Origin of the sequence: Melaminivora jejuensis, from assembly GCF_017811175.1 — a bacterium.
GTDB lineage: Bacteria > Pseudomonadota > Gammaproteobacteria > Burkholderiales > Burkholderiaceae_C > Melaminivora > Melaminivora jejuensis.
The window spans coordinates 3,374,391-3,395,807 of sequence record NZ_JACWIJ010000002.1 but is presented as its reverse complement, the minus strand read 5'-3'; the positions used below and the strand labels follow the sequence as shown (position 1 = coordinate 3,395,807).

The 21,417-nt window shown below is 59.9% G+C and carries 22 protein-coding genes; 8 read left to right on the top strand and 14 right to left on the bottom strand.

What is annotated here, in order from left to right; all coding sequences use genetic code 11:
- Window positions 1–2: 2 nt before the first annotated feature.
- The 3 genes from fliS to IDM45_RS15905 form a co-directional block, all read right to left on the bottom strand.
- Complete coding sequence (fliS, locus tag IDM45_RS15915; protein WP_209423701.1) at window positions 3–461, bottom strand: flagellar export chaperone FliS; 459 nt, start codon at window positions 459–461, stop codon at window positions 3–5.
- Window positions 462–539: 78 nt separating this feature from the next.
- Window positions 540–1,976 carry a flagellar filament capping protein FliD gene (gene fliD / locus IDM45_RS15910; RefSeq protein WP_209423700.1) on the bottom strand — a complete coding sequence of 479 codons (1,437 nt, stop codon included), beginning with the start codon at window positions 1,974–1,976 and terminating at the stop codon, window positions 540–542.
- A 246-nt stretch (window positions 1,977–2,222) separates the two neighbouring features.
- A complete protein-coding gene (locus IDM45_RS15905; RefSeq protein ID WP_209423699.1) occupies window positions 2,223–3,758 on the bottom strand; it encodes a flagellin N-terminal helical domain-containing protein in 1,536 nt (511 codons plus the stop codon).
- 399 nt (window positions 3,759–4,157) lie between these two features.
- On the opposite strand from IDM45_RS15905, the gene IDM45_RS15900 reads away from it, so the two are divergent.
- From IDM45_RS15900 to IDM45_RS15895, 3 genes are all read left to right on the top strand, one after another.
- Window positions 4,158–5,675, top strand: a complete 1,518-nt coding sequence (locus IDM45_RS15900; protein ID WP_209423698.1) for a flagellin N-terminal helical domain-containing protein — start codon at window positions 4,158–4,160, stop codon at window positions 5,673–5,675.
- Between the two features lie 128 nt (window positions 5,676–5,803).
- Window positions 5,804–6,259 (top strand): tetratricopeptide repeat protein, encoded by a 456-nt coding sequence (locus IDM45_RS17805; protein WP_233457515.1) that lies wholly within the window; start codon window positions 5,804–5,806, stop codon window positions 6,257–6,259.
- Window positions 6,256–8,130: an O-linked N-acetylglucosamine transferase, SPINDLY family protein gene (locus tag IDM45_RS15895; protein WP_233457514.1), complete on the top strand. Its 1,875-nt coding sequence runs from the start codon at window positions 6,256–6,258 to the stop codon at window positions 8,128–8,130. The genes IDM45_RS17805 and IDM45_RS15895 overlap by 4 nt, the downstream gene beginning before the upstream one ends.
- A gap of 10 nt (window positions 8,131–8,140) precedes the next feature.
- Here IDM45_RS15895 and IDM45_RS15890 read toward each other — a convergent pair whose 3' ends face one another.
- Genes IDM45_RS15890 through rfbF form a run of 11 tightly spaced genes read right to left on the bottom strand, consistent with a single transcriptional unit; the run spans window position 8,141 to window position 16,995 of the window.
- Window positions 8,141–8,956: a cephalosporin hydroxylase family protein gene (locus IDM45_RS15890; protein WP_411828430.1), complete on the bottom strand. Its 816-nt coding sequence runs from the start codon at window positions 8,954–8,956 to the stop codon at window positions 8,141–8,143.
- Window positions 8,953–9,303: a metallophosphoesterase family protein gene (locus IDM45_RS18000; RefSeq protein WP_267912139.1), complete on the bottom strand. Its 351-nt coding sequence runs from the start codon at window positions 9,301–9,303 to the stop codon at window positions 8,953–8,955. The genes IDM45_RS15890 and IDM45_RS18000 overlap by 4 nt, the downstream gene beginning before the upstream one ends.
- Window positions 9,282–9,659 (bottom strand): metallophosphoesterase family protein, encoded by a 378-nt coding sequence (locus IDM45_RS17995; RefSeq protein WP_209423696.1) that lies wholly within the window; start codon window positions 9,657–9,659, stop codon window positions 9,282–9,284. The genes IDM45_RS18000 and IDM45_RS17995 overlap by 22 nt, the downstream gene beginning before the upstream one ends.
- Entirely contained in the window at window positions 9,640–10,644 is a 1,005-nt protein-coding gene (locus IDM45_RS15875; RefSeq protein ID WP_209423695.1) for an ATP-grasp domain-containing protein, read from the bottom strand. Before IDM45_RS15875 ends, IDM45_RS17995 begins: the two co-directional genes overlap by 20 nt.
- Before the next feature lie 35 nt (window positions 10,645–10,679).
- Window positions 10,680–11,402: a class I SAM-dependent methyltransferase gene (locus IDM45_RS15870; protein WP_209423694.1), complete on the bottom strand. Its 723-nt coding sequence runs from the start codon at window positions 11,400–11,402 to the stop codon at window positions 10,680–10,682.
- A complete protein-coding gene (locus tag IDM45_RS15865; protein ID WP_232653755.1) occupies window positions 11,399–12,178 on the bottom strand; it encodes a WbqC family protein in 780 nt (259 codons plus the stop codon). The genes IDM45_RS15870 and IDM45_RS15865 overlap by 4 nt, the downstream gene beginning before the upstream one ends.
- Window positions 12,179–12,199: 21 nt before the next feature.
- Window positions 12,200–13,330 (bottom strand): DegT/DnrJ/EryC1/StrS family aminotransferase, encoded by a 1,131-nt coding sequence (locus tag IDM45_RS15860; protein ID WP_209423693.1) that lies wholly within the window; start codon window positions 13,328–13,330, stop codon window positions 12,200–12,202.
- Window positions 13,327–14,571: a class I SAM-dependent methyltransferase gene (locus IDM45_RS15855; protein ID WP_209423692.1), complete on the bottom strand. Its 1,245-nt coding sequence runs from the start codon at window positions 14,569–14,571 to the stop codon at window positions 13,327–13,329. Before IDM45_RS15855 ends, IDM45_RS15860 begins: the two co-directional genes overlap by 4 nt.
- A complete protein-coding gene (locus tag IDM45_RS15850; protein WP_209423691.1) occupies window positions 14,568–15,128 on the bottom strand; it encodes a dTDP-4-dehydrorhamnose 3,5-epimerase family protein in 561 nt (186 codons plus the stop codon). The genes IDM45_RS15855 and IDM45_RS15850 overlap by 4 nt, the downstream gene beginning before the upstream one ends.
- Entirely contained in the window at window positions 15,125–16,207 is a 1,083-nt protein-coding gene (rfbG, locus tag IDM45_RS15845) for a CDP-glucose 4,6-dehydratase (protein ID WP_209423690.1), read from the bottom strand. The genes IDM45_RS15850 and rfbG overlap by 4 nt, the downstream gene beginning before the upstream one ends.
- Before the next feature lie 17 nt (window positions 16,208–16,224).
- A complete protein-coding gene (gene rfbF / locus IDM45_RS15840) occupies window positions 16,225–16,995 on the bottom strand; it encodes a glucose-1-phosphate cytidylyltransferase (RefSeq protein ID WP_209423689.1) in 771 nt (256 codons plus the stop codon).
- 111 nt (window positions 16,996–17,106) lie between these two features.
- Between rfbF and motA the strand changes: the two genes are divergently transcribed.
- The 5 genes from motA to IDM45_RS15815 all read left to right on the top strand — a co-directional run bounded on the left by motA (window position 17,107) and on the right by IDM45_RS15815 (window position 21,403).
- On the top strand, window positions 17,107–17,967 hold the full coding sequence (gene motA, locus IDM45_RS15835; protein ID WP_209423688.1) for a flagellar motor stator protein MotA: 861 nt from the start codon (window positions 17,107–17,109) through the stop codon (window positions 17,965–17,967).
- 36 nt (window positions 17,968–18,003) lie between these two features.
- Window positions 18,004–18,951, top strand: a complete 948-nt coding sequence (gene motB / locus IDM45_RS15830) for a flagellar motor protein MotB (RefSeq protein ID WP_209423687.1) — start codon at window positions 18,004–18,006, stop codon at window positions 18,949–18,951.
- Window positions 18,952–19,054: 103 nt separating this feature from the next.
- On the top strand, window positions 19,055–19,441 hold the full coding sequence (gene cheY / locus IDM45_RS15825; RefSeq protein ID WP_209423686.1) for a chemotaxis response regulator CheY: 387 nt from the start codon (window positions 19,055–19,057) through the stop codon (window positions 19,439–19,441).
- Window position 19,442: 1 nt separating this feature from the next.
- Window positions 19,443–20,066, top strand: coding sequence for a protein phosphatase CheZ (locus IDM45_RS15820; RefSeq protein ID WP_209423685.1), 624 nt, complete (start codon window positions 19,443–19,445; stop codon window positions 20,064–20,066).
- A 164-nt stretch (window positions 20,067–20,230) separates the two neighbouring features.
- Window positions 20,231–21,403 carry an EscU/YscU/HrcU family type III secretion system export apparatus switch protein gene (locus IDM45_RS15815; RefSeq protein ID WP_209423684.1) on the top strand — a complete coding sequence of 391 codons (1,173 nt, stop codon included), beginning with the start codon at window positions 20,231–20,233 and terminating at the stop codon, window positions 21,401–21,403.
- Window positions 21,404–21,417: the final 14 nt, after the last annotated feature.

Genomic DNA, 21,417 nt, shown 5'->3' with positions numbered 1-21,417 from the left:
GCTCAGGCCTCCGCGTAGCTGTGCCGCTGCATGTCGTTGGCAGCAGCGACGGGAGCGACTGGGGCCGGATGGTTCTTGATTTCGTTCCAGCTCTGGGCGATAGGCTCGAACAGGCGTGCCACCTGTCCCAGCAGGGCGTCATCGTTGCGCGCATTGGCCAGGATCAACTGCTGCAGCGCATAGTCATAGACCGCGCCCAGATTGGCCGCCAGCTCGCCGCCGGCCTCGCGGTCGAGCGCCGTCATCAGGCCTTCCTCCAGGATGCGCAGCGCCTTGGCCACGGCGGCGCACTTGGCCGCGATATCGCCGCGTGCCAGGGCACCGCGCGCGGTGGCGATGGACTGCAGGATTCCCTCGAACAGCAGGCTGACCAGCTGGTGCTGGTCGATCGTGTGCATGCTGGTCTCGACGTTGATCCGCTGGTAGGCGGATGCGGTGCGGGCGCTGAACGGAGTGAACATGGTGACTATCCTCGGCTGGCTGCTCTCTGTTGATTTATCGGCATGTCACCGAAAAACTGAAGGCCGGCGCGACGGTATTCAATTCTTGCTGTTGTTCCAGGTCGTGACCTGCTGCGCGATATAAGCGTTGAGCGCGTTCAGGCGGCTCATCTGGGTGTCCAGCGCCACATAGCGCGCGGTCAGCAGCGCCTCGGTGCTGTCGGCCCGTGCGTTGATGCGCTCGATCTCCTTGGCATTGCGCTTGAGGGCATCCTTGAACTGCGTGTCCTTGCTGGCGAAGAAGCCATCCGGGTCGAGCATCTTGGAGGTCGCCGCCTTGATCTTTTCCGCCACGCCATCCTGCGTCGTGGCCAGGCCATCGGCACCGATGAACAGCGCCTTGACGGCATCCGGGTTCTTCAAGGCCTCGCTGAGCTTGGTGCTGTCGATGGACAGATCGCCGCCCTGGATGTGGCCCAGCCCGATGTCGGACAGAGACTTGAAAGGCCCGGTGCTGCTCGACAGCGACTGCATCACGTTGCGCAGCTGGTTCTGCAGGCCCACGGTGGTCGAGTCGCCCTGCAGCAGGCCTGCCTCTTTTGTGGTTTTATCGTATTTGGTCACATCGCTGAGAGCCTGGTTGAGCGCGTTGTAGGCAACCACCAGGTCTTCGATGTTCTTCTGGATGGCCGAGTTGTCCTTGGCCACGGAGATGTTGACCGGGGCCGTGGTGACTTTTTCGGCCTTGAAGGTCACGCCGGCCACGGCGTTCTCGAACGTATTGGTGGCCGAGGTGATGTCATACATGCCGTTGATCTTGGCCTGGGCATTGGCTGCGGCATTGACCCCAGGATCGGAGGACAGGCCGTTGGCCAGGCGCGACAGACCCAGGTTGTCGCCCGTATCGCCATCGGCATCGGCCGTGACGGTCATCTGGAAGCCGAACTCCTCGCCCGTGTTCTTGCTGCGCAGCATCAGGCGCTGGCCCGAGGTGTCGGTCAGGATGGTGGCCGTGACGCCGGCATTGGCGCCGTTGATCTTGCCGGCCACGTCAGCCAGCGTGTCGGAGGCCGAAACTTCGATGTCGATCCCGGCGCCGGAGCCGGCGGTAAAGCTGCCAGCCTCCCACTTGCCCATCTCCAGGCGCAGCGTCCCCGCGCCCACACCAGTGCCGGTGGCAATGGCATCAGAGGTCGAGACCTGCGCCCGGGCCAGCTGCTGCACCTCGACGCTGAAGGTGGTTTCCACCGTGCCGCCGATGGCGGTGGCCGTGATGGCCTTGTCGTCCGAGGACGAGGCCTGCACGGCATTCCAGCCGGAAACGCTGCTCAGCCTGGACACCGCCGTCTGCAGCGTGGACACCAGCGACTTGAGCTGGCCGAAAGTGGAAATCTTGGCCTCGGTGAGCTTGGCCTGATAGTTCAGGCCGTTGGGACGCGAGATGGGCAGCTTCACGGCATCGACGGACGCCTTGATGAGCGCATTGACATCGACGTTGCCGCCCAATCCGACACCAATGGAAGAAAAGCTGGCCATGACCGTCTCCTATCAACAAAGCCCTGAAAGTACACCGGCCATTATCGGCGCAGGTCATCAAGCCATGCTGACGAAAAGCGCCCTGCATACCGGCCAGTTCCCGCCGCCGGGCAATCCTTGCCAGACGGCACAAACGCCAATGCGGCGAGGGTTGCCCCGCCGCATTCGAATCTGCCGAAACCGTAGAGACCGGGAGAGAGCGCCTCTTGTTCCATCAGGAAAGGCGCTCCTCCCTGCCCCTATCGATCAGCGCAGCAGAGCCAGCACGCCCTGCGGCAGCTGGTTGGCCTGCGCCACCATGGCGGTGCCGGCCTGCTGCAGGATTTGCGAGCGCGACAGGTTGGCGGTTTCTGCCGCAAAGTCAGCGTCCAGGATACGGCCACGCGAGGCTGACATGTTCTCGGACGTGACCTGCAGCGCAGCGATGCTGGTCTCGAAGCGCGACTGCAGGGCACCCAGCTTGGCGCGCTCGCCAGCGATGAAGGACAGTGCCGAGTCCACGGTCTTGAGCGAGTGCGTGGCCTTGCTGAAATTGGTCAGATCCAGTTCAGAGACCTTCTTCAGGGAAGAGTTCGCCGCTCCCGGAGTTCCTTGCAGGGCTGTCGTGCCTGTCGATACCACACTGAACGACTTGTCCGAATCCAGCGTGATGTAGCCGCTCACGGACACTGCAAGCTCAGAGCCTGCAGCAACCGATGCTGCAGCCAGAGTCTGTGCGCTACCCGACGTGGTGATTGCGCCCTTGCCATCACCCACCAGTTTCTGCACCGTGACGGCGCCGCCGTTTGCCGCAGTTGTCTTGCCGATGGCGATGGTGTTGCCAGCAGCGTTGGTCAGGATGATGCCGTCGGCTTTCTCGTTCAGCGATGCCACGACACCGGTCTTGGACGACTGCTCGTTGATGGCCGCAATGCCTTTGGCCAAAGCATCAGCTCCGGAGGTCGAAGTTCCTTCGATGGCGAAGCTGATGGTCTTGGCGTCACCTTCGTTGTTGGACTCAAGCGTCAGCGAGTAAGCGCCAGTGGCAGCGAATTTCAACTCCACTTCAGTGCGTGCCGTGGCGGTCACGCCGGTGTATTGGGTTTGCAAGTTGATGGACTCGGCCGTCTTCTTGCTGTGCTCGTTGGCAGCAACATTGATGGACTTGCTGCCCAGGGCGCCATTGATGGCGATGGCGCCAGATGCCACGCCGTTGCTCCCATACGCAGCCGCTGCGCTCGCTGGCGCCGCAGCTGCGGCACCGCCCGCTCCCGAACCTGACACCTGGTTGTTGCCATAGGTGTTGGTGCGCAGGTTGGCGGTGGCGGCCACGATGGTCTGGTTGGCGTTGGCGCCGACCTGGAACTGCTGCGTACCAAAGCTGCCGTCGAGCAGCTTGGCGCCGTTGAACTCGGTGGTCTGCGCCACGCGATCGAGTTCGGCCACCAGCTGGTTGACTTCCTGCTGCAGCGCTTGGCGGTCGGAGGCCGAGTTGGAGGCGTTGGCCGACTGCACGGCCAGTTCGCGCACACGCTGCAGGATGTCGCCGGCGGCCTTCATGGCGCCTTCCGCCGTCTGCGCCAGCGAGATGCCGTCGTTGGCGTTGCGCACGGCCTGGTTCAGGCCCCGGATCTGGCTGGTGAAGCGCTCGGAAATCGCCAAGCCGGCGGCGTCGTCCTTGGCGCTGTTGATGCGCAGGCCCGACGACAGGCGCTGGATGGAGGTGTTGAGCGAGCCCTGGCTGATGCCCAGGTTGCGCTGGGCGGTGAGCGAGGCGACGTTGGTATTGATGGTGGCGGCCATTGCAAATCTCCTGAAAGAAAAACGGCGGTTGCGCTGACGGGGCCGGAACCTCTCCGACCCCAGGGTTCACAGTGCCCGGCCCGGCCCTCTGTTGAACGGCGGATGGTCACTTGGCCTGAAGCCTTGGACAGCCCGTTGAACCTGTTTACGGAAGGTACGCGCAAAACTTTAGGGTGAGCACACACAAGTCCACACAGCTTTTTACCTTGGCCTGCGCGGCGACCGCCCTGACCGCACCGCTGCAAACGATGGGAAAGGCGGGTTTTTGCCGCTTTTATCGGCGCAACGGCGCCAGCCCGGCACTTTGACAATTGCCCCCATCGTTGCCGCCGAGGTCTCCACGGTCGTAACACCCGTCTGCCCCTTCACCCGGTTTTGCCGCCCCGCAGGAGTTTTTCAATGGCCTCCACGATCAATACCAACATCGCTTCGCTCACCGCCCAGCGCAACCTGGGCATCAGCCAGGGCTCGCTCAACACCTCCATCCAGCGCCTGTCGTCGGGCCTGCGCATCAACAGCGCCAAGGACGACGCCGCCGGCATGGCGATTTCCGAGCGCTTCACCAGCCAGATCCGGGGCCTGAACCAGGCCGCGCGCAACGCCAACGACGGCATCTCGCTGGCGCAGACGGCGGAAGGCGCCATGAAGGCCGCTGGCGACATCCTGCAGCGTGTGCGCGAACTGGCCGTGCAGGCAGCCAACGCCTCCAACAGCCCCTCGGATCGCCAAGCGCTGCAGCAGGAAGTGAGCCAACTGGTGGCCGAACTCGATCGCGTGGCGCAGACCACCGAGTTCAACGGCGCCAAGCTGCTCGACGGCACTTTCGGCACGCAGCAGTTCCAGGTCGGCGCCAACGCCAACCAGACCATCGTGGCCGCCACCGCCAACCTGCGCACCAACACCTATGGCAACAACCAGGTGTCAGGTTCGGGAGCGGCTGGGGCCGATGCAGCAACAGCAGGCAATCCTGCTGCCGGGTTCGCATCCAATGGCGTTTCAGGGCCTGGAAACATCGTCATCAATGGCGCCCTGGGCAGCCAGACGATAGCTGTGGATGCCAACGAGCACAGCAAGAAGACGGCCGAGTCCATCAACCTGCAAACCCAATACACCGGCGTGACCGCCACGGCACGCACCGAGGCTGTGCTGTCCTTTGCTTCTGCCGGCGCCTATGGCTTGACTTTGCAATCGGACAACAACCCGGATATCACGATCTCGTTTGCCATCTCCGCTACAGCTGGCTCGGAAGGTCTGTCCAATGCAGTGACCGCGATCAACGAGCAATCCGCCAAAACTGGTGTCGTGGCTTCATTGAACGAAAAAGCCGACGGCATCATCCTGACCAACACAACCGGCAATACCATCGCCGTCGGCAAGACCAACGCTGCCAATGCAGGTGACATCACCGTGCAAAAACTGGTGAGCGATGGCAAGGGCGGAGTGGCGACGGCAGGAACCGCCCAGTCCATTGCCGCAGCATCAGGCGCAACCCCCAACCTGGCGGTCAGCGGCTACGTCACGCTGGATTCGGACAAATCCTTCAGCGCGGTATCGTCAAACACCAATGCGCTGGGTGACCTCACGCTGAACTCCGAGCTGAAAAAAGTTTCCGACCTGGATGTGACGAGCTTTGCCCGGGCCACGCACACGCTCAAGACGGTGGACTCGGCCTTGTCTTACATCGCTGGCGAGCGCGCCAAGCTGGGCGCCCTGCAGTCGCGCTTCGAGACCAGCATCGCCAGCCTGAACATCACGGCAGAGAACATGTCGGCCTCGCGCTCGCGCATCCTGGATGCCGACTTTGCCCAGGAAACGGCCAACTTGGCACGCACCCAGATCCTGCAGCAGGCCGGCACCGCCATGGTGGCGCAGGCCAACCAGATTCCGCAGGGTGTGCTGGCCCTTTTGAAGGGCTGAGGCTTGGGCGCGCGTCAGCGCCCATTCTCGCCATATCGCCACAGAGATCAGAAGCGGGCTTGCCTGTACGCTGGGACGCTTCGGGCACCGCATCGCACAACCCGTGTGAGTCCAGCCCTCAGCCATTCATGAAGCCACCGACTACCTCCATCCAGCCCGAATATCTGTCACCCAAGCTGGAGGCTGCCCAAGCCGCCAGCAATTGGCCTTTGCTGGTGCGGCTGTGCCGCCAAGCCATACGCAAACATGGGCGACACCACAAGGCACATCGATTGCTGGGTTTCGCTCTGCGCCAGGATGGAAAGATCGAAGCAGCCCTGGTGGCCTATGCCAAGGCTGCAGCCCTGTGGCCGCAGGATGCCGAGCTGCTGATCAATTACTCCGATCTTCTGTTGATGCAAGGGCTGAATAACGAAGCTTTGCCGCTGCTGGAAAAAGTGGTCGCCTTGCGTCCCGAACATAGCATCTGCTGGGTAAAACTGTCCCAATGCTGCTATGCCTTGCTGCTGCATGAAAGGGGTTATGAGGCCAGTCAGCAAGCTCTTGCAACAGCCCAGGGGCGCTGCAAAGAGTTGATGCATTGACTCAATCCGCCATACACCGTCGTGAGCTCGGACAGGTGCGCGAGGCTGTGCAGGATTGCCGAGAGGCCATCTCCTTGGTGCCTGATGCAGCGCACCTGTACACCAACTGCCTGCTGTTCATGCTGGCTGATCCAAGCTGCACGGCAAATGATCTGGCGGAAATGGCCAGCAGCTTCAGCGAAAGATTCGAAAAGCCTTTGCAACCCCACTGGCCCAGCTTCGCCGCCAAGGATCGTTCTCCTTGGCGGCGTTTGCGCATTGGTGTGGTGTCGCCCGATTTTCGCAATCATGCCGTAATGTATTTCACCGAAGGGTTACTGGCACAACTCGATAGACAACAGTTTGAAGTCATCGCTTTTTATAACCATCCCGTGGATGATTTAGTCACGACGCGGGTGCAATGCCATGTGGATGAATTCATCCGTATTCATGGCATGTCGGCTGAAAAGCAAGCCCAAACCATCATGGATGCGGATATCGACATCGCCATTGATCTGGCCGGACACACAGGCGGCAATGCCTTATTAGCATTGATGCGAAAGCCTGCCCCGGTTCAAGTATCCACCATAGGATTTCCAGGAACCACCGGCATGAAATCCATGGATTGGTGGATCAGCGATGCCATCCTCGATCCTCATGATGCCCAGCAATGGTATTCCGAGCGCCTGTACAGGCTACCTATACGTGCAGCCTGCTATCGGCCCATGATCCGCAATCCACTCTGGCGCTACCAACCCGCCTATCAGGTGCGCCCCACCCCTGCCCTGGAAAACGGATATATTACTTTTGGCTCCTGCAATAATCTTGGCAAGCTCACCGACGATGTCCTTCGCCTGTGGGGCAGCCTGTTGCAAATCGTCCCTGGATCGCGCCTGCTGATCGAAGGAAAAAATCTAGAGAAAGAAGACATCAGGACGGCTTACACCCAGCGCTGCGCCCTGTTGGGAATTCCTGCTGACCGGCTTGATTTGGTCAACATGAATACCGCCAACCAGTACCTCACCTATCATCGGATAGATATTGCACTGGATCCCTTTCCACTCACAGGCGGAACATCATCCAATGACTTGCTTTGGATGGGAGTTCCGCTGGTGACGCTCAAGGGCGATGGACTGCGCGGTCGCATGAGTTCAAGCATATTAGCTTACATGGGAAGACATGAGTGGATAGCACGCAATCAAGAAGAATACCTCCACATCGCCTCCACCCTAGCAGCAGACATAACGGCATTAAATGATTTAAGACAAAATTTGCGCTTGGAAACCGAGGCCAGTTCGGTCATGCGCGAGGATCTCTACGCATATGAGATAGGTAAAGCCTTGCGTACCATGTGGCTGCACTGGCTGGAGCAGTCTGATCATCCCGAATGGACGCCAGCCCAAGTAGATGAGCGTGTTCTATACCTGATGAATAACATGCCTGCCGCACCGGACACACAGGAATTCCTGATTGGGGTCGCGCCAGGCTCACGCATCCCCTTGTCGCAGACTTATCAAAAGCTACAAAATTTTTTAGATTTGGCTAAAAACGGGCCACCGCCGCTGGCAACCCAGCAAGCTGGCAGTGACGTTCTTTCCAACAAATTTTGGATAAAAGCCACTGAACTAGCAGAAAGCATCCTGTGCGCCAAACCGCATGATCCGGTTGCACTGACAGTTCTCGCAGAAATCGAAAATGCCCACGGCCACCTAGATTTTGGCAGAGTCTACTTGCAAGAAGCTCTACAAGCACTCAATCAAGAAAAGGCACTTGAACCCGCAGTCGAGCAAGCTCAAAAATATGCTCAGGCCGCCTCTGCCTATTGGGGTGAAACTTTTTGCTCATCAGGCACAAAAAATTTCCACCCATCCACGTTTCATCAGGGGAATTAAGCCATCGGGCTCACGCGTCGCAGGAACCCCCAGGAGCAACAGTCACTTGCAAGCGTTGCTCCATCTCTGCATCGACCCGAAAATTAGGGTGATTCTTCAACCAGGCACGTACTGCCGTCTTTGGGTCATTCCCCACATCCCAGGGACGGTCGGCAAAGAAGCCTGCAGGCATATCATTCACAAAGGTATCGAATACTACGCAATAACTGCCTTCAGAGACCAGTGGAGCGTAGGCATTGAGTTCGGCCAGAACATGGTCATGGGTATGCATGGAATCCAGAAAGACCAGCACACTCTCATATCCACGGGCAGCCTCATGGACTTGATGAATCACATCGGGCGCAACTGAAGAGCCCTGAATCATCTGAATGCGGCTGGCCATCGGATGGGCCTCTATTGCCACACGATTGTGCTCTCGGATTTCGATATCCACACCCAGTACCTTGCGCCGTGATTGGCGTGGATCAAGCATCTGCCCACTCTCTACCGCGTCACACAAATCGAGAAGTGCCAGCATAGAAGCGCTGAGAATTAGCGAACCACCATGCGCTATTCCAGTTTCGATCACAAGATCAGGTCGCACACGCCAGACAAGATCCTGCACCGCCCATATATCTTGGGGATATTGAATAATGGGTCGGCCTAGCCAATCAAAATTATAAACATATCTACGGCGCATTGACTCCTGCAACCAATCTTGAGACAGTCCTTGAAAAAATTTATCCTGGGCGTAAGCCTGCAGATGGTCAGATCGCTCCTTGGCAAAAGCAACTTCAGGGTTTGTTGATTTTTTTGACACTTCCATCCTAAAATAAAATAAATTCAAGTTTTTTGCACATCATGCACATAAACAACACGGTCAATGCGACCACCGATTTGCGCCCCTTTATATAGCCCCTCATAAATAAAAGCCTCAAAACCAGCTGACTGCATTGCAAAAGCAGCCGCATCAATATCATAGGAAACACGTCTCAATTCGATGCAATCATCCTTGATAATGGCATAAGCCGCCCTACAATCGCCATCCCTGGGTTGCCCAACAGAACCCGGATTGCAATATATTTTCCCACTCGCCAGCTCCATCAGTACCTGAACATGAGTATGACCCGAGAATAGACGCCCTTTCGAATCAGGAACAGTCCGTTCATCAATCACATAAAGATACTGATCCAACGTATTTTTTGGCCCACCATGAACAAACAAAGAGTTGTCTCGATCAAGAAATGGCAAGGAACTCTCAAGCCAATCCAAATGCCCCCTGTGACAATATTTCTTTGATATTCAATAATCCCAGCAACCACCTTGGAACGAGAGCATTTTTGCCTGCCTATCAGGTAAGAATCGTGATTCCCCAATACATTCACAGCCCCACATTCCCTTAGCAGATCAATGCACTCACCAGGCTGCGCGCCGTAACCCACAACATCACCCAAAGAAATAAATTCATCACAGCCATTATCCTTAGCATCGGTGAGCACTGCCTGCAACGCCGGAAGATTGCTGTGAATATCAGACAGCAGCGCGATCATATACGTAAAAATCCTCACTATAACGCCAAGCCGTCCCTTTGTTTATCTTTGGCATTTGTGGTTTTTTATTGAGCAAAAAATAATCCAAGGACATCAATGATTCGTTATACCCAAAGCCAGTGCGCAAAGAATTGCTACTGGAAAACCTTGGGTTCACCTCCAGCAAATAGGTCGTTTCACCTTCCATGCGGAATTGATAATTTGTGGGCCCAACAGGCTTGAGCAAGAAGTTCAACTCCGCCACTCTCTGCCGAATCAATTCATTTTCAACCACAACGGCTTCCAGCGTGCTCCCCGCACTTGACAATCGCCTGCGCAAAATAATCGGATCCAAGGCAGATCCATCACCAAAGCCGAATACCCCCACAGTGTATTCCTCGTCGTCACTGCCAACAATTCGCTGCAAAATCCAAGGCTGCCTGGATTTCCTTGTCCAGTACTCAAAATCCTCAAGATCATAAAGACGCATTATTCCTCTGGAGCCGCTGCCTCGGCGCGGCTTGAGCAGGATAGGCGCACCTCCCAGGATAGATACCGCCGCATCCCACCCTGAATCAACCATTGTTGGAATCACAGGAAATCCGTGCGACTCCATATATTGATGCATCAGCCATTTATCTTCCGCCAAAGATATCAACCCATGTGAATTCAGAGCAAGGACACAATCACTCCCTTGCACAATGAAAAATCTATTTCTATCAAGGTAATTTACATCCACCTCCAATCCCGGCAGCACGATATTGATTTGATGTTCTTCAATCAAATCACACCAGAATTTCAAATATTGAAGATCGGCCTCGTCACATGCAGGCTTGGGAATAAAAATATCACACCACTCGACAGCAGGAGAGCGATCACTACGGTCAATGCCAACGATTTTTACATCGTATCCGCAAGATCTCAGACTGCGAATAATGCCTTGACCAATGATTGCCCCCACACCCGTCACCAACACATTTATCAGGCGATCCTTCCACTCTACCATTTCTTATTTTCCCTTGAGCCACAATCAATATCACGTCAAGCGGGGACAATCTCCATCAACAACGCCACGCAGAGATCAGGAAATTCAACACCGACCTTCAACATCGCCTCCAAATTTTCCTGCATATCGGGAAGGGTTTTCAAGACACTAAGCGGAAGAGGTTTTAGATAGATGCCTTCCTCGTAGGTCACGCTGTAGCCAGCCCGCTCTATCGCCGCACGCAAGGACTCTCGGCAATATTGGCGCTTATGCCCAAGAGCAAGGTCATTCTGATTCAGATCGTAAATATCCTCGATCAATCCAAGCTCCAGCCCCAACCGACGATTCATGGATTTCGCATTTGGAACAGCCACATATATCCTGCCGTTCCGGGCAAGATATTTTTGATATCGCCGTAAAATTACATCAGGATCGTCAACATGCTCCAAGACAAAGCCCATGACGATCACATCAAAAGCCGCATCGGGTGTGTAATCCTCGAAATATTCCTCCACAATGGATCCCTGAAAGTCCGGATGCTTGTCCAGGAATCTTCTTATGACAACAGAAGCGCCATCGATAATTACATGCTCTCGGCAGATGCCATTGAAAGTTTCGGCAGAAAATCCATGCCCCAAGCCCAGTTCAAGCAAGCGATCGACTTTTCCTGCACGTCGTATGATTCGCTTGGGGTACCACCGCAGCATGAGATCATTTTCAAGCTCCGTGGAGGCGTGCGGCCTGTATTCCGACGCCTCTGCATTCAAGTCCCTCTTCATTTCGAACTCACTCCCAGCTGATCATTTTGAATAAAATCTCGCCACGGGATTAGATATCCTGAAATAACATCCCTCCCTTTTACCCCACAATTAGCGACAAGATCAAGTGCAGACACATAGGGATTGAATCCTCCATGCAACTGTTGATATGGCAAACACTCATAGCCCGCGTAAAATACATCAATGTCGTCAGATTCAAATCCCGCATGATTCAAATAACCTCTCGCACCATGTCCCGTGAGGTAATTTACAGCCCCCAGCGATCGGCATATATCAAGAATTCTCTGACTACCAGAGCCGGATATTTTTAAATCTGATGACCTGCAGAATTTTCCCGCAGAATCAACACTAAAATAATCAACCAATGCACGAACACTGAATTCCGACAACTCAGCCAAATTTTTTGCATTCTTGGTGAAAACCTCATCCATCAAGCCAAGCGCGTCATTCAAAAATCGCGCTCCGCGATATGCTTGCCGGAAAATCTCCATGTGGCTGCGCCGCCAATCGGCACGATCATCAATCTGTATTTCGTTGATCAACTGACCCGAACGCCTGCCTTGCAAGGGCACTGTCATCCAACGACTTCCCTTCTCTACCTTGATTTGGACTCGGTTGAAAAAACCTCTTGCAAACTGAACGTCGTCATAAAAGATAAATTTATCAGCCAGCCTTACCTGCTCCAATTGACCCACCCATGGAAAATACATAGGCTGAGATACAACTACCGTTTTTCTGCCTGCGTCATTATTCTTCTGAAATTCAAGATCCAACATTTTCTTGCACCAAAACCGTTTTCAGGGTGAAATATTTTTGTTTAAAATCGTGCGCATTACAACATTGCATACCCTATCAATCTCAGCCTCTGTCATATCATGGAAGCTGGGTAGATTGACAGCTCTTCGGTACAAGTCTTGAGCCCAAGCTCCATGTGCGCTGCAAGCCATCCATGGCAGGGTGGATAGCGGAGCGAAAAAGGGACGTGCATCAATGTTTGCAAGCTTGAATGCTTGCAACATTTTTTCGGCCGACACCTCTGTTTGAGGCGCCATCACAATCGTGGGCATCCAGGCACCAATGGTGATGCCGGGCGGCTCAGGATTCATAGTCACGCCCTCAATATTGCCAAAGGCTTTCTGGTAACGATGGAAAATTTCGCGTTTGCGAGCCACTAATTCTCCTGTCCGTTGCAATTGCCCTACGCCTAGAGCCGCCTGCAGATTGGACATTTTGTATTTGAAGCCCAGCATTTCGGGCCAGAACTGGCGCTGCTGTCCTGCCACTCGTCCGTGGTTGGACAGGCTGAGCACATGCTTGTACAACGGTGTGTCATCAGTGACAAACATGCCGCCCTCTCCCGTGCTCAGAGTCTTGGAGCCGTGAAAGGAAAAGGCGCCAAACGTCCCCATAGCCCCGGCGCGCTGTCCATGGTAGATCGAACCGATGGCTTCGGCGGCATCCTCGATGAGTGCAATGCCTTTTTCCTCACACAGGCAAAGCAATTCATCCATGGCACACAGGTTGCCATACAAATGCACGGCCATGATGGCCTTGGTGCGCGGAGTCAGGGCAGCGCGCACGGCAGCGGGGTCTAGACACCAGGTGTCTGGCAGCACATCCACCAAGATGGGTTTCGCTCCCAGATACAGGATGGGCGCGACACTGGCCACCCAATTGGTGTCCGCCAATATCACTTCATCACCCGGCCCCACCCCCAGAGCTGCCAACCCCATGTGCAGTGCTCCGGTGCAACTGGACGTGGCGATGGCATGGCGAACCCCGATATGCTGGGCAAATGCCTGCTCGAACTGGTGGATGTAGTCATAGCAGCGCTCGCCCCAACCATGGCGCACGGCATCATTGACCAGAGCAATCTCGCTTTCCGTGATTGACGGGCGGGACAGGGGAATGCGTGCCGGAGCACTCATGAAAAGATCTCCATGTTGGGTACCGCCACCACCAACCGCCCACCCCACTGCCCGATATAGGCAAGCTGTCGCGCCACCTCGTCCTTTAGGTTCCACGGCAGGATCAGCACATAGTCGGGCCGCTCGCGGCGCAGATGCTCCTCATCGACGATGGGGATGCGGCTGCCCGGCAGGTACTGCCCCTGCTTGGCTGGGTTGGCATCGACCACCCAGGGCAGCAGATCCGGGCGCACACCGGCGAAGTTGAGCAAGGTGTTGCCCTTGGCCGCCGCGCCATAAGCTCCTACGCGCTGGCCCGTTGCCTGGCATTGCAGCAAAAAAGTGAGCAGCTCACGCTTGATACGCAAGGCTTCACGCTGAAAATCACGATAAAAATCGGTTTGCAACATGCCAGCCGCCTGCTCGCTCGCCAGCACATCGCGCACGCGCGCCACGCTCTCCTCCGCCGCCTGGAGGTAGTGAGCTGCATCCGTGCGGACAGCCCACACACGCAGGCTGCCGCCGTGCGTGGGCAGCTCCTGCACGTCGATGACCGACAGGCCATTGGCCGCACAAATGCGCGCCACTGCCGTCAGCGACAGGTACGAGTAATGCTCGTGGTAGGCGGTATCGAACTGGCAGCCCTGCACCATGCGCAGCAGATGCGGGAATTCAAACGTCGCCACACCGTGCGGCTTGAGCAAATGCGCAAAGCCGGCCACGAAGTCGTTGATGTCGGGCACGTGGGCCAGCACGTTGTTGGCCACGATCAGGTCGGCCTGGCGGCCCTGGGCGGCAAGCTCGTGCGCCAGGGAGACGCCAAAGAATTGCTCGATCACCTCAATGCCCTTGGCGCGCGCAGCGCGTGCCGTGCTGGCCGTGGGTTCGATGCCGTAGCAGGGGATGCCGGCTTGCTGCATGTACTGCAGCAGATAGCCATCGTTGGCGGCGACTTCGACCACCGTGCTGGCGGCGTTCAGTTGCAGACGCTTGCACGCTGCTCTCACATACTGGCGGGCGTGCTCCAGCCAAGAGGATGAAAACGAGCTGAAATACGCATAGTCCTGGGTGAACAGTGCTTCGCGCCCGGCATGGTCTTCGGTCTGCACCAGCCAGCAGCACGTACACACCAGCAGGCGCAGCGGATACCAGACCTCGGGCGCGCGCAGGGCGGCTTCGCCCAGGTAGGCATTGGACGGTGGCGCGCTGCCCAGGTCGAGAAAGGGCAGCGTCAGGGTGCTGGCACAGTGGCGGCACTTCACGGCACGATTCCTTGAAAAGAGGCGTCCAGCCATGCGTGCTGCATGTCACGCGCCGACATGTCGCTCACCGGCAGGGGCCAGGTGATGCCCAGGCGTGCATCGAGCGGATGCGCGCCGGCCTCCGCCGCCGGGGTGTAGGTGTGGGAGTGGCAGTACAGCAGCTCGGCATCCGCCGTCAGCGCCTGGAAGCCGTGGGCGAAGCCCTCGGGGATCAGCAGGGCGCGGCAGTTGTCCGCCGACAAGACTTCGGCGTGCCAGCGTAGGAAGGTGGGCGAGCCGGCGCGCAGATCGATAGCCACATCCCACACGGCGCCGCGCAGACAGGCGACCAGCTTCATCTCGGCGTGCGGGGGTTGCTGCCAGTGCAGGCCGCGCACGCTGCCCAGGCGGCGCGTGCAGCTGCGATTGATCTGCGCAATGGGCTGCGTCCAGCCGCAGGCGGCCAGTTCGCCAGCACAAAACAGACGCTCGAAGAAGCCGCGCGCATCGTCCAGGGGCTGGCGCTCGACCAGGTACAGGCCGGACAGCGGCAGCGGGGTGCAGCGCAGGCGGCTCATGCGCCAGCCTCCCAGGCGGCGATGTCGGCCAGGCACAGGGCGCGTGCATCAGCCCCCGCCTGCTGGGCGCGGTACCAGCCCAGGGCGCGCTCGACAGCCGCCTGCAGCCCCCAGCGCGGCGCCACCCCCAGAGCCTGGCGGGCATGTGCCGTCTCCAGCGCCAGCCAGCCAGCCTCATGCGGTGCGTGACTTTGATTTTGATAGCTGACAGCGCTTGCTGGATAAGCCTTTGAGGCCATTTTGAGTACATTTTCGACGGTAGCCGTCTCATGCGGCAGCGGCCCGAAGTTGTAGGCGCCGGCCTTGCCGGGGTCATGCCACAGCACTTCAGCCAGGCGCAGATAGGCAGCCAGCGGCTCCAGCACGTGCTGCCAGGGGCGGGTGGCCTGGGGATGGCGGACGAGCAGCTCCCGGGCAGCACTCCAGGCGCGCACGGCGTCGGGGATCAGGCGATCCTGCGCCCAGTCGCCGCCGCCGATGACGTTGCCGGCGCGCGCCGTGGCCACGGCCACGCCCTGCGCGGCCAAAAAGGCATCGCGGTAGCTGGCTGCAACCAGCTCGGCAGCCGCCTTGCTGGCGCTGTAGGGGTCGTGCCCGCCCAGGGCATCGTCCTCGCGGTAGGGGTAGGCCCACTCGCGGTTGCGATAGACCTTGTCGGTGGTGACGACGACGGCCACACGGGCATCGGGCTGGTCGCGCAGGGCGTCCAGCACATGGGCCGTGCCTTGCACATTGGTGGCCCAGGTGCCCAGCGGATCGGCATAGCCGGCGCGCACCAAGGCCTGTGCGGCCAGGTGCAGCACGATCTGCGGGCGTACCTGGCGCACGTACCCGGCAACAGCGGCAGCGCCCCGTATGTCGCACCAGATGCTGGCGTGCAGGCCATCCCCGACGCGAGCCAGGGTGAACAGGGCAGGATCGGTATCCGGCGCTAGTGCCAGACCGGTAACCTCGGCGCCCAGGCGCTGTAGCCACAACGCCAGCCAGGCGCCCTTGAAGCCGCTGTGGCCGGTCAGCAGCACGCGCTTGCCGCGCCAGAAGGCGCTTGCGGGAGCAGGGGTGCAGGCAGGCGCGTCCATGGCGTTCAGGCCTTGCATCACCAGCACTTCCAGGGCGCCCGGCCGCTGGCCCACAGTTCTTCGAGCTGGTTCTTGTCGCGCAGCGTGTCCATGGGCTGCCAAAAGCCCCGGTGCTCGAACGCCTGCAACTGTCCCTGGTGCGCCAGCTCCTCGATCGGCCCCTCCTCCCAGGAAGTGGCATCACCCGCGATCAGTTCGAGCACTTGCGGCTGCAGCACGAAAAAGCCCCCGTTGATCCAGCCGCCATCGCCGCGCGGCTTTTCCTCGAAGCCGCTGACCTGGTCGCCCTGGCGCAGCAGCGCGCCGTAGCGCCCCGGCGGCTGCACCGCCGTGACCGTCGCCAGCCGCCCATGCGCGCGGTGGAAAGCCAGTTGCGCCGTGATGTCCAGGTCGGCCACGCCGTCGCCGTAGGTGAAGCAAAAGGGTTCATCAGGCGCCAGGTACTCGCGCACGCGGCGCAGGCGCCCGCCGGTCAGCGTGTCGGCGCCGGTGTCAACCAGCGTCACGCGCCACGGCTCGGCATGGCGCTGGTGCACTTCCATGCGGTTTTCCACCATATCGAAGGTCACGTCCGACATGTGCAGGAAGTAGTTGGCGAAGTATTCCTTGATGACATAGCCGCGATAGCCCAGGCAGATGATGAAGTCGTTGATGCCGTGGGCGGCGTAGATCTTCATGATGTGCCACAGGATGGGCCGCCCGCCGATCTCGATCATGGGCTTGGGGCGCAGGTGCGACTCCTCGGAAATGCGGGTGCCCAGCCCGCCGGCAAGCAGTACGGCTTTCATGGCCGCCAGCATAGAGCGGTGGCAGTTGCGCCACAGGGCCGAATAAGCCGGTCAAGGCGCGGCTGATCTTCGGTTTGCCTGCGCGTGCGCTCTGACACAATCGCCCGCACCATGCTCGTCATCCTCGGCTACATCATCACCTTCGGCTGCGTGTTCGGCGTCTTCGTCGCCCACGGCGGCAACATGGACGTTCTGCTGGAGGCCCTGCCCTTCGAGATGATCACCATCGGCGGCGCCGCCGTGGGCTCGTTCATCGTGACCAACCAGCCCAAGGTGCTCAAGGCCACGCTGGCCACGCTGCCGCAGGTGCTCAAGGGCAACAAGTACACCAAGGCGCGCTACATGGAGCTGCTGGCCATGCTCTACGCCATCTTGCAAAAGGCGCGCAAGGAAGGCCTGATGGCCATCGAAGGCGACGTGGAGGAGCCGGAAAAGTCCGAGCTGTTCAAGAAATTCCCCACCGTGGGCAGCGACCACCACGTCGTCGAGTTCACCACCGACTACCTGCGCATGATGGTCTCGGGCAACCTGAACGCGCACGAGATCGAGTCGCTGATGGACGCCGAGATCGAGACCCACCACCAGGAGGCGCACGCCCCCGTCAATGCCCTGACGCGACTGGCCGGCGCGCTGCCGGCCTTCGGCATCGTGGCCGCTGTGCTGGGCGTGGTCAACACCATGGGCTCGGTCGGCCAGCCGCCCGCCGTGCTGGGCGGCATGATCGCCTCGGCCCTGGTGGGCACCTTCCTGGGCATCTTGCTGGCCTATGGCGCGGTGGAGCCGCTGGCCGGCCTGCTGGAGCAAAAGGCCGAGGACGCCGCCAAGGAGTTCGTCTGCATCAAGTCCACCCTGCTGGCGAGCATGCAGGGCTACAACCCGGCCACGGCCATCGAGTTCGGGCGCAAGGTGCTGTTTTCCACCGAAAGGCCCGGCTTCCTGGAACTCGAAGCCCACGTCAAGGGCAAGAAGTGACAGTGCCTGCAAGAGTGCCTGCCGCAACGCTGCGCCATGTCTGAGAAAAAGCTCCAACCCATCATCATCAAGCGCGTCAAGAAGGGCGGCCACGGCCACCATGGCGGCGCCTGGAAGATCGCCTATGCCGACTTCGTGACGGCCATGATGGCGTTCTTCCTGCTCATGTGGCTGCTGGGCTCGACGGCCAAGGGCGAGCTGCAGGGCATCGCCGCGTATTTCGCGTCGCCGCTGAAGGTGGCCATGCAGGGGGGCGACGGCTCGGGCAACAGCTCCAGCGTGATCCCGGGCGGCGGCAACGACCTGTCCAAGGTGCATGGCCAGGTGCGCCGCTCCGACTCCGACAACGCCACCAACCGCCGCACCAGCCTGGAGCAGGCCCGCGCCGAGCGCGCCCGGCTGGATGCACAGCGCATCCGCACGCTGCAGGCCAAGATCGACTCCATCATCACCGAGAACCCGCGCCTGAACGAGTACCGCTCGCAGATCCGCATCGACGTGACGCCCGACGGCCTGCAGATCCAGATCGTCGATGACCAGAACCGCCCCATGTTCGACAGCGGCAGCGCGCTGGTCAAACCCTACATGCGCGACATCCTGCGCGAGATCGGCGCGGCACTGGGCAATGTGGAAAACCGCATCAGCCTGGCCGGCCACACCGATGCCACGCCCTATGGCAATGGCGACCGCGGCTACAGCAACTGGGAGCTGTCGGCCGACCGGGCCAACGCCTCGCGCCGCGAGCTGGTGGCCGCCGGGATGCCCGATGGCAAGCTCGGGCGCGTGGTCGGGCTGGCCGCCAGCGACCTGCTGGAGCCGCAAGACCCACGCGCTGCCATCAACCGGCGCATCACCATCACCGTGCTCACGCACGAGGCCGAGGAGCGGCTGCTGGGCAGGCGCAACGTGCCCCTGCCGATCCTGCCCTTGCCGCAGCCGACTGCCGAAACACCCGACAATGCCGCCCCCGGGCCGGCCAGTTAGCCCTTGCTTGCCGCCTGCCTGCGCTATCGTGACAATCCGTGCGGGCAGCCTTGGCGCTGCGATTTTGTATTCAGCCCTGTAATTTCGACCGAAAGGGTCCTTCGTGTCCTCTGCCCTTCGTTTCCTGATCGTTGACGATTTCTCCACCATGCGCCGCATCGTGCGCAACCTGCTCAAGGAAAGCGGCTATGCCGATGCCGAAGAGGCCGAAGACGGCGTGGTTGCGCTCAACAAGCTGCGCAACATGAAGTTCGACTTCGTCATCACCGATATCAACATGCCCAACATGAACGGCTTTCAGTTGCTGGTCGAGATCAAGAAGGACGAAAAACTCAAGCACCTGCCGGTGCTGATGGTCACCGCCGAGGCGCGCAAGGAAGACATCGTGGCCGCCGCCCAGCAGGGCGCCGCCGGCTACATCGTCAAGCCCTTCACCAAGGCCACGCTGGAAGAGAAGATCACCCTGATCATCCAGAAGCTGGGGCTGTGACATGCAGGCGGCCAGCGAGGCAGGGACAGCCGGGGAAGGGACAAGCGTCCACCTGAAGATCGGCCAGCTCACGCGCCAGTTGCACAACGCCCTCAACGAACTGGGCTACGCCCAGCAATTGCGCGGCAGCATGGGCGAGCTGCCCGATGCGCAAAGCCGCCTGTCCTACATCGCCCGGCTGACCGGCGAGGCGGCCGAAAAAGTCCTCTCGCGCGTGGAGCTGGCCAAGGCGCAGCACGACCACATCGCCAGCGAGGCCCGCCGCGTGCGCGCCGCGCTGGTGGCCGACCCGGTGGCCGCCGTGGCCAAGGGCGAGGTCTATAACGCCCTGGGGGACATCGAGGGCGCGACGCAAGAGGCCGACACGCACCTGACCGAAATCATGATGGCGCAGGACTTCCACGACCTCACCGGCCAAGTCATCGCCCGCGTGGTGCGCCTGGCCTCGACACTGGAGGAGCAGCTGGTGCAGCTGCTGATCCAGACTGCGCCGCCGGGCAGCGCAGCGCCGGCCATGCCAGCCCCCGAGCCGCTGCAAGGCCCGGTCGTCAACCCGGAAGCGACGCCCGACGTGGTCACCAGCCAGTCGCAGGTGGACGATTTGCTGGCCAGCCTGGGCTTTTGACGAAAACAGCCGCAAACCCTTGCCCAGCAAGCGCTAATAGCTATCTTTTAAGTAGCGCAAAGAATGTCCTGACAAGCCCGAAATACGGCCTCGCAACCCGTCTATTCGGGCTTTAGCTTTACCGGCGGTTTCCGACAATGGCGTGACCCAGAAGTCACGCCACCATGAGCTCCCAGGACAAGAATCTCCCCGCAACCGAGCGCAAGCTGCAAAAGGCCCGCCAGGACGGCCAGGCCGCGCGCTCGCGCGACCTGTCGCACCTGGCCATCCTGGGCGTGGGCGCGGTGGCCCTGCTGGTGCTGCTGCCGTACTTTGTCGAGCACCTGCAGCGCGCCATGCGCCACAGCCTGGTGTTCGATGCCGTGGCCGTGCGCTCGCCCGGCGACATGGTGCTGCGCCTGAAAACCCTGGTGCTGCTGGGCGTGGCCGGCAGTGCCGGCTTTGCCGCGCTGACCAGCCTGGCCTCGGTACTGGCGGCGCTGGGCGCCGGCGGCCTGATCCTGAGCCTCAAGCCCATCAGCCCGCAGTTCAACCGGCTCAACCCGATCAAGGGTTTTGCCAACCTGTTTTCCAAGCAGCAGCTGGCCAACGTCTCCAAGATGGTCTTGATGACGGCCATCCTGGCCTTCGTGGCCTGGAAGTTCATGGCCAGCGACATCGAGCGCATGGCGCAACTGGTGCTGCAGCCCTCGCCGGTGGCGCTGCGCCAGGCCGGGCAGTGGATCGTCTCGGGCATGGCGCTGCTTCTGCTGGTGGTGTTCCTGTTCGCCGTGGTGGACGTGCCGCTGCAGGCCTTCTTCTTCAAGTCGCGCCTGAAGATGAGCCATGAGGAGGTCAAGCAGGAGCACAAGGACTCCGACGGCAACCCGCAGCTCAAGGGCCGGATGCGCCAGAAGGCGCGCGAGATCGCCGACGGCATGAGCATCGCCGCCGTGCCCAAGGCCGACTTCGTGCTCATGAACCCGACGCACTACGCCGTGGCGCTCAAGTACGACGAGGCCAGCATGGCCGCGCCGCAGGTCATCTCCCGAGGCACAGATCTGCTGGCCTTCAAGATTCGCGACCTGGCGCGCCAGCACGACGTGCCGGTGCTGCAGTCGCCGGTGCTGGCGCGCGCGCTGTACGCCCACGCCGAGCTCGATCAGCCCATCCCGACGCAGCTCTACACCGCCGTCGCTCAGGTGCTGGCTTACGTCTATCGCCTGAAGGCCGCCATGCGCAGCTCCAAGGCGCTGCTGGAGGCCCAGCCCGAGCCGCAGGTGCCGCCCGAGCTCGATCCGCATTCGCCGCAGGCACTGCGCCGCATTCCGACCGCCCGCCGCCAGGGCGCTGCATGACATCCGTTTGAAGC

Bases quoted from the DNA above. Each gene is read 5' to 3' on its own strand.
- motA (WP_209423688.1), top strand. From the start codon at position 17,107: ATGCTCGTCATCCTCGGCTACATCATCACCTTCGGCTGCGTGTTCGGC.
- IDM45_RS17805 (WP_233457515.1), top strand. From the start codon at position 5,804: ATGAAGCCACCGACTACCTCCATCCAGCCCGAATATCTGTCACCCAAG.
- IDM45_RS15875 (WP_209423695.1), bottom strand. From the start codon at position 10,644: ATGGTAGAGTGGAAGGATCGCCTGATAAATGTGTTGGTGACGGGTGTG.
- IDM45_RS15860 (WP_209423693.1), bottom strand. From the start codon at position 13,330: ATGAGTGCTCCGGCACGCATTCCCCTGTCCCGCCCGTCAATCACGGAA.
- motB (WP_209423687.1), top strand. From the start codon at position 18,004: ATGTCTGAGAAAAAGCTCCAACCCATCATCATCAAGCGCGTCAAGAAG.
- IDM45_RS15870 (WP_209423694.1), bottom strand. From the start codon at position 11,402: ATGAAGAGGGACTTGAATGCAGAGGCGTCGGAATACAGGCCGCACGCC.
- IDM45_RS15865 (WP_232653755.1), bottom strand. From the start codon at position 12,178: ATGTTGGATCTTGAATTTCAGAAGAATAATGACGCAGGCAGAAAAACG.
- fliD (WP_209423700.1), bottom strand. From the start codon at position 1,976: ATGGCCAGCTTTTCTTCCATTGGTGTCGGATTGGGCGGCAACGTCGAT.
- fliS (WP_209423701.1), bottom strand. From the start codon at position 461: ATGTTCACTCCGTTCAGCGCCCGCACCGCATCCGCCTACCAGCGGATC.
- IDM45_RS15850 (WP_209423691.1), bottom strand. From the start codon at position 15,128: ATGAGCCGCCTGCGCTGCACCCCGCTGCCGCTGTCCGGCCTGTACCTG.
- IDM45_RS15900 (WP_209423698.1), top strand. From the start codon at position 4,158: ATGGCCTCCACGATCAATACCAACATCGCTTCGCTCACCGCCCAGCGC.
- IDM45_RS15815 (WP_209423684.1), top strand. From the start codon at position 20,231: ATGAGCTCCCAGGACAAGAATCTCCCCGCAACCGAGCGCAAGCTGCAA.
- IDM45_RS15905 (WP_209423699.1), bottom strand. From the start codon at position 3,758: ATGGCCGCCACCATCAATACCAACGTCGCCTCGCTCACCGCCCAGCGC.
- rfbG (WP_209423690.1), bottom strand. From the start codon at position 16,207: ATGGACGCGCCTGCCTGCACCCCTGCTCCCGCAAGCGCCTTCTGGCGC.
- rfbF (WP_209423689.1), bottom strand. From the start codon at position 16,995: ATGAAAGCCGTACTGCTTGCCGGCGGGCTGGGCACCCGCATTTCCGAG.
- IDM45_RS15820 (WP_209423685.1), top strand. From the start codon at position 19,443: ATGCAGGCGGCCAGCGAGGCAGGGACAGCCGGGGAAGGGACAAGCGTC.
- IDM45_RS17995 (WP_209423696.1), bottom strand. From the start codon at position 9,659: ATGATCGCGCTGCTGTCTGATATTCACAGCAATCTTCCGGCGTTGCAG.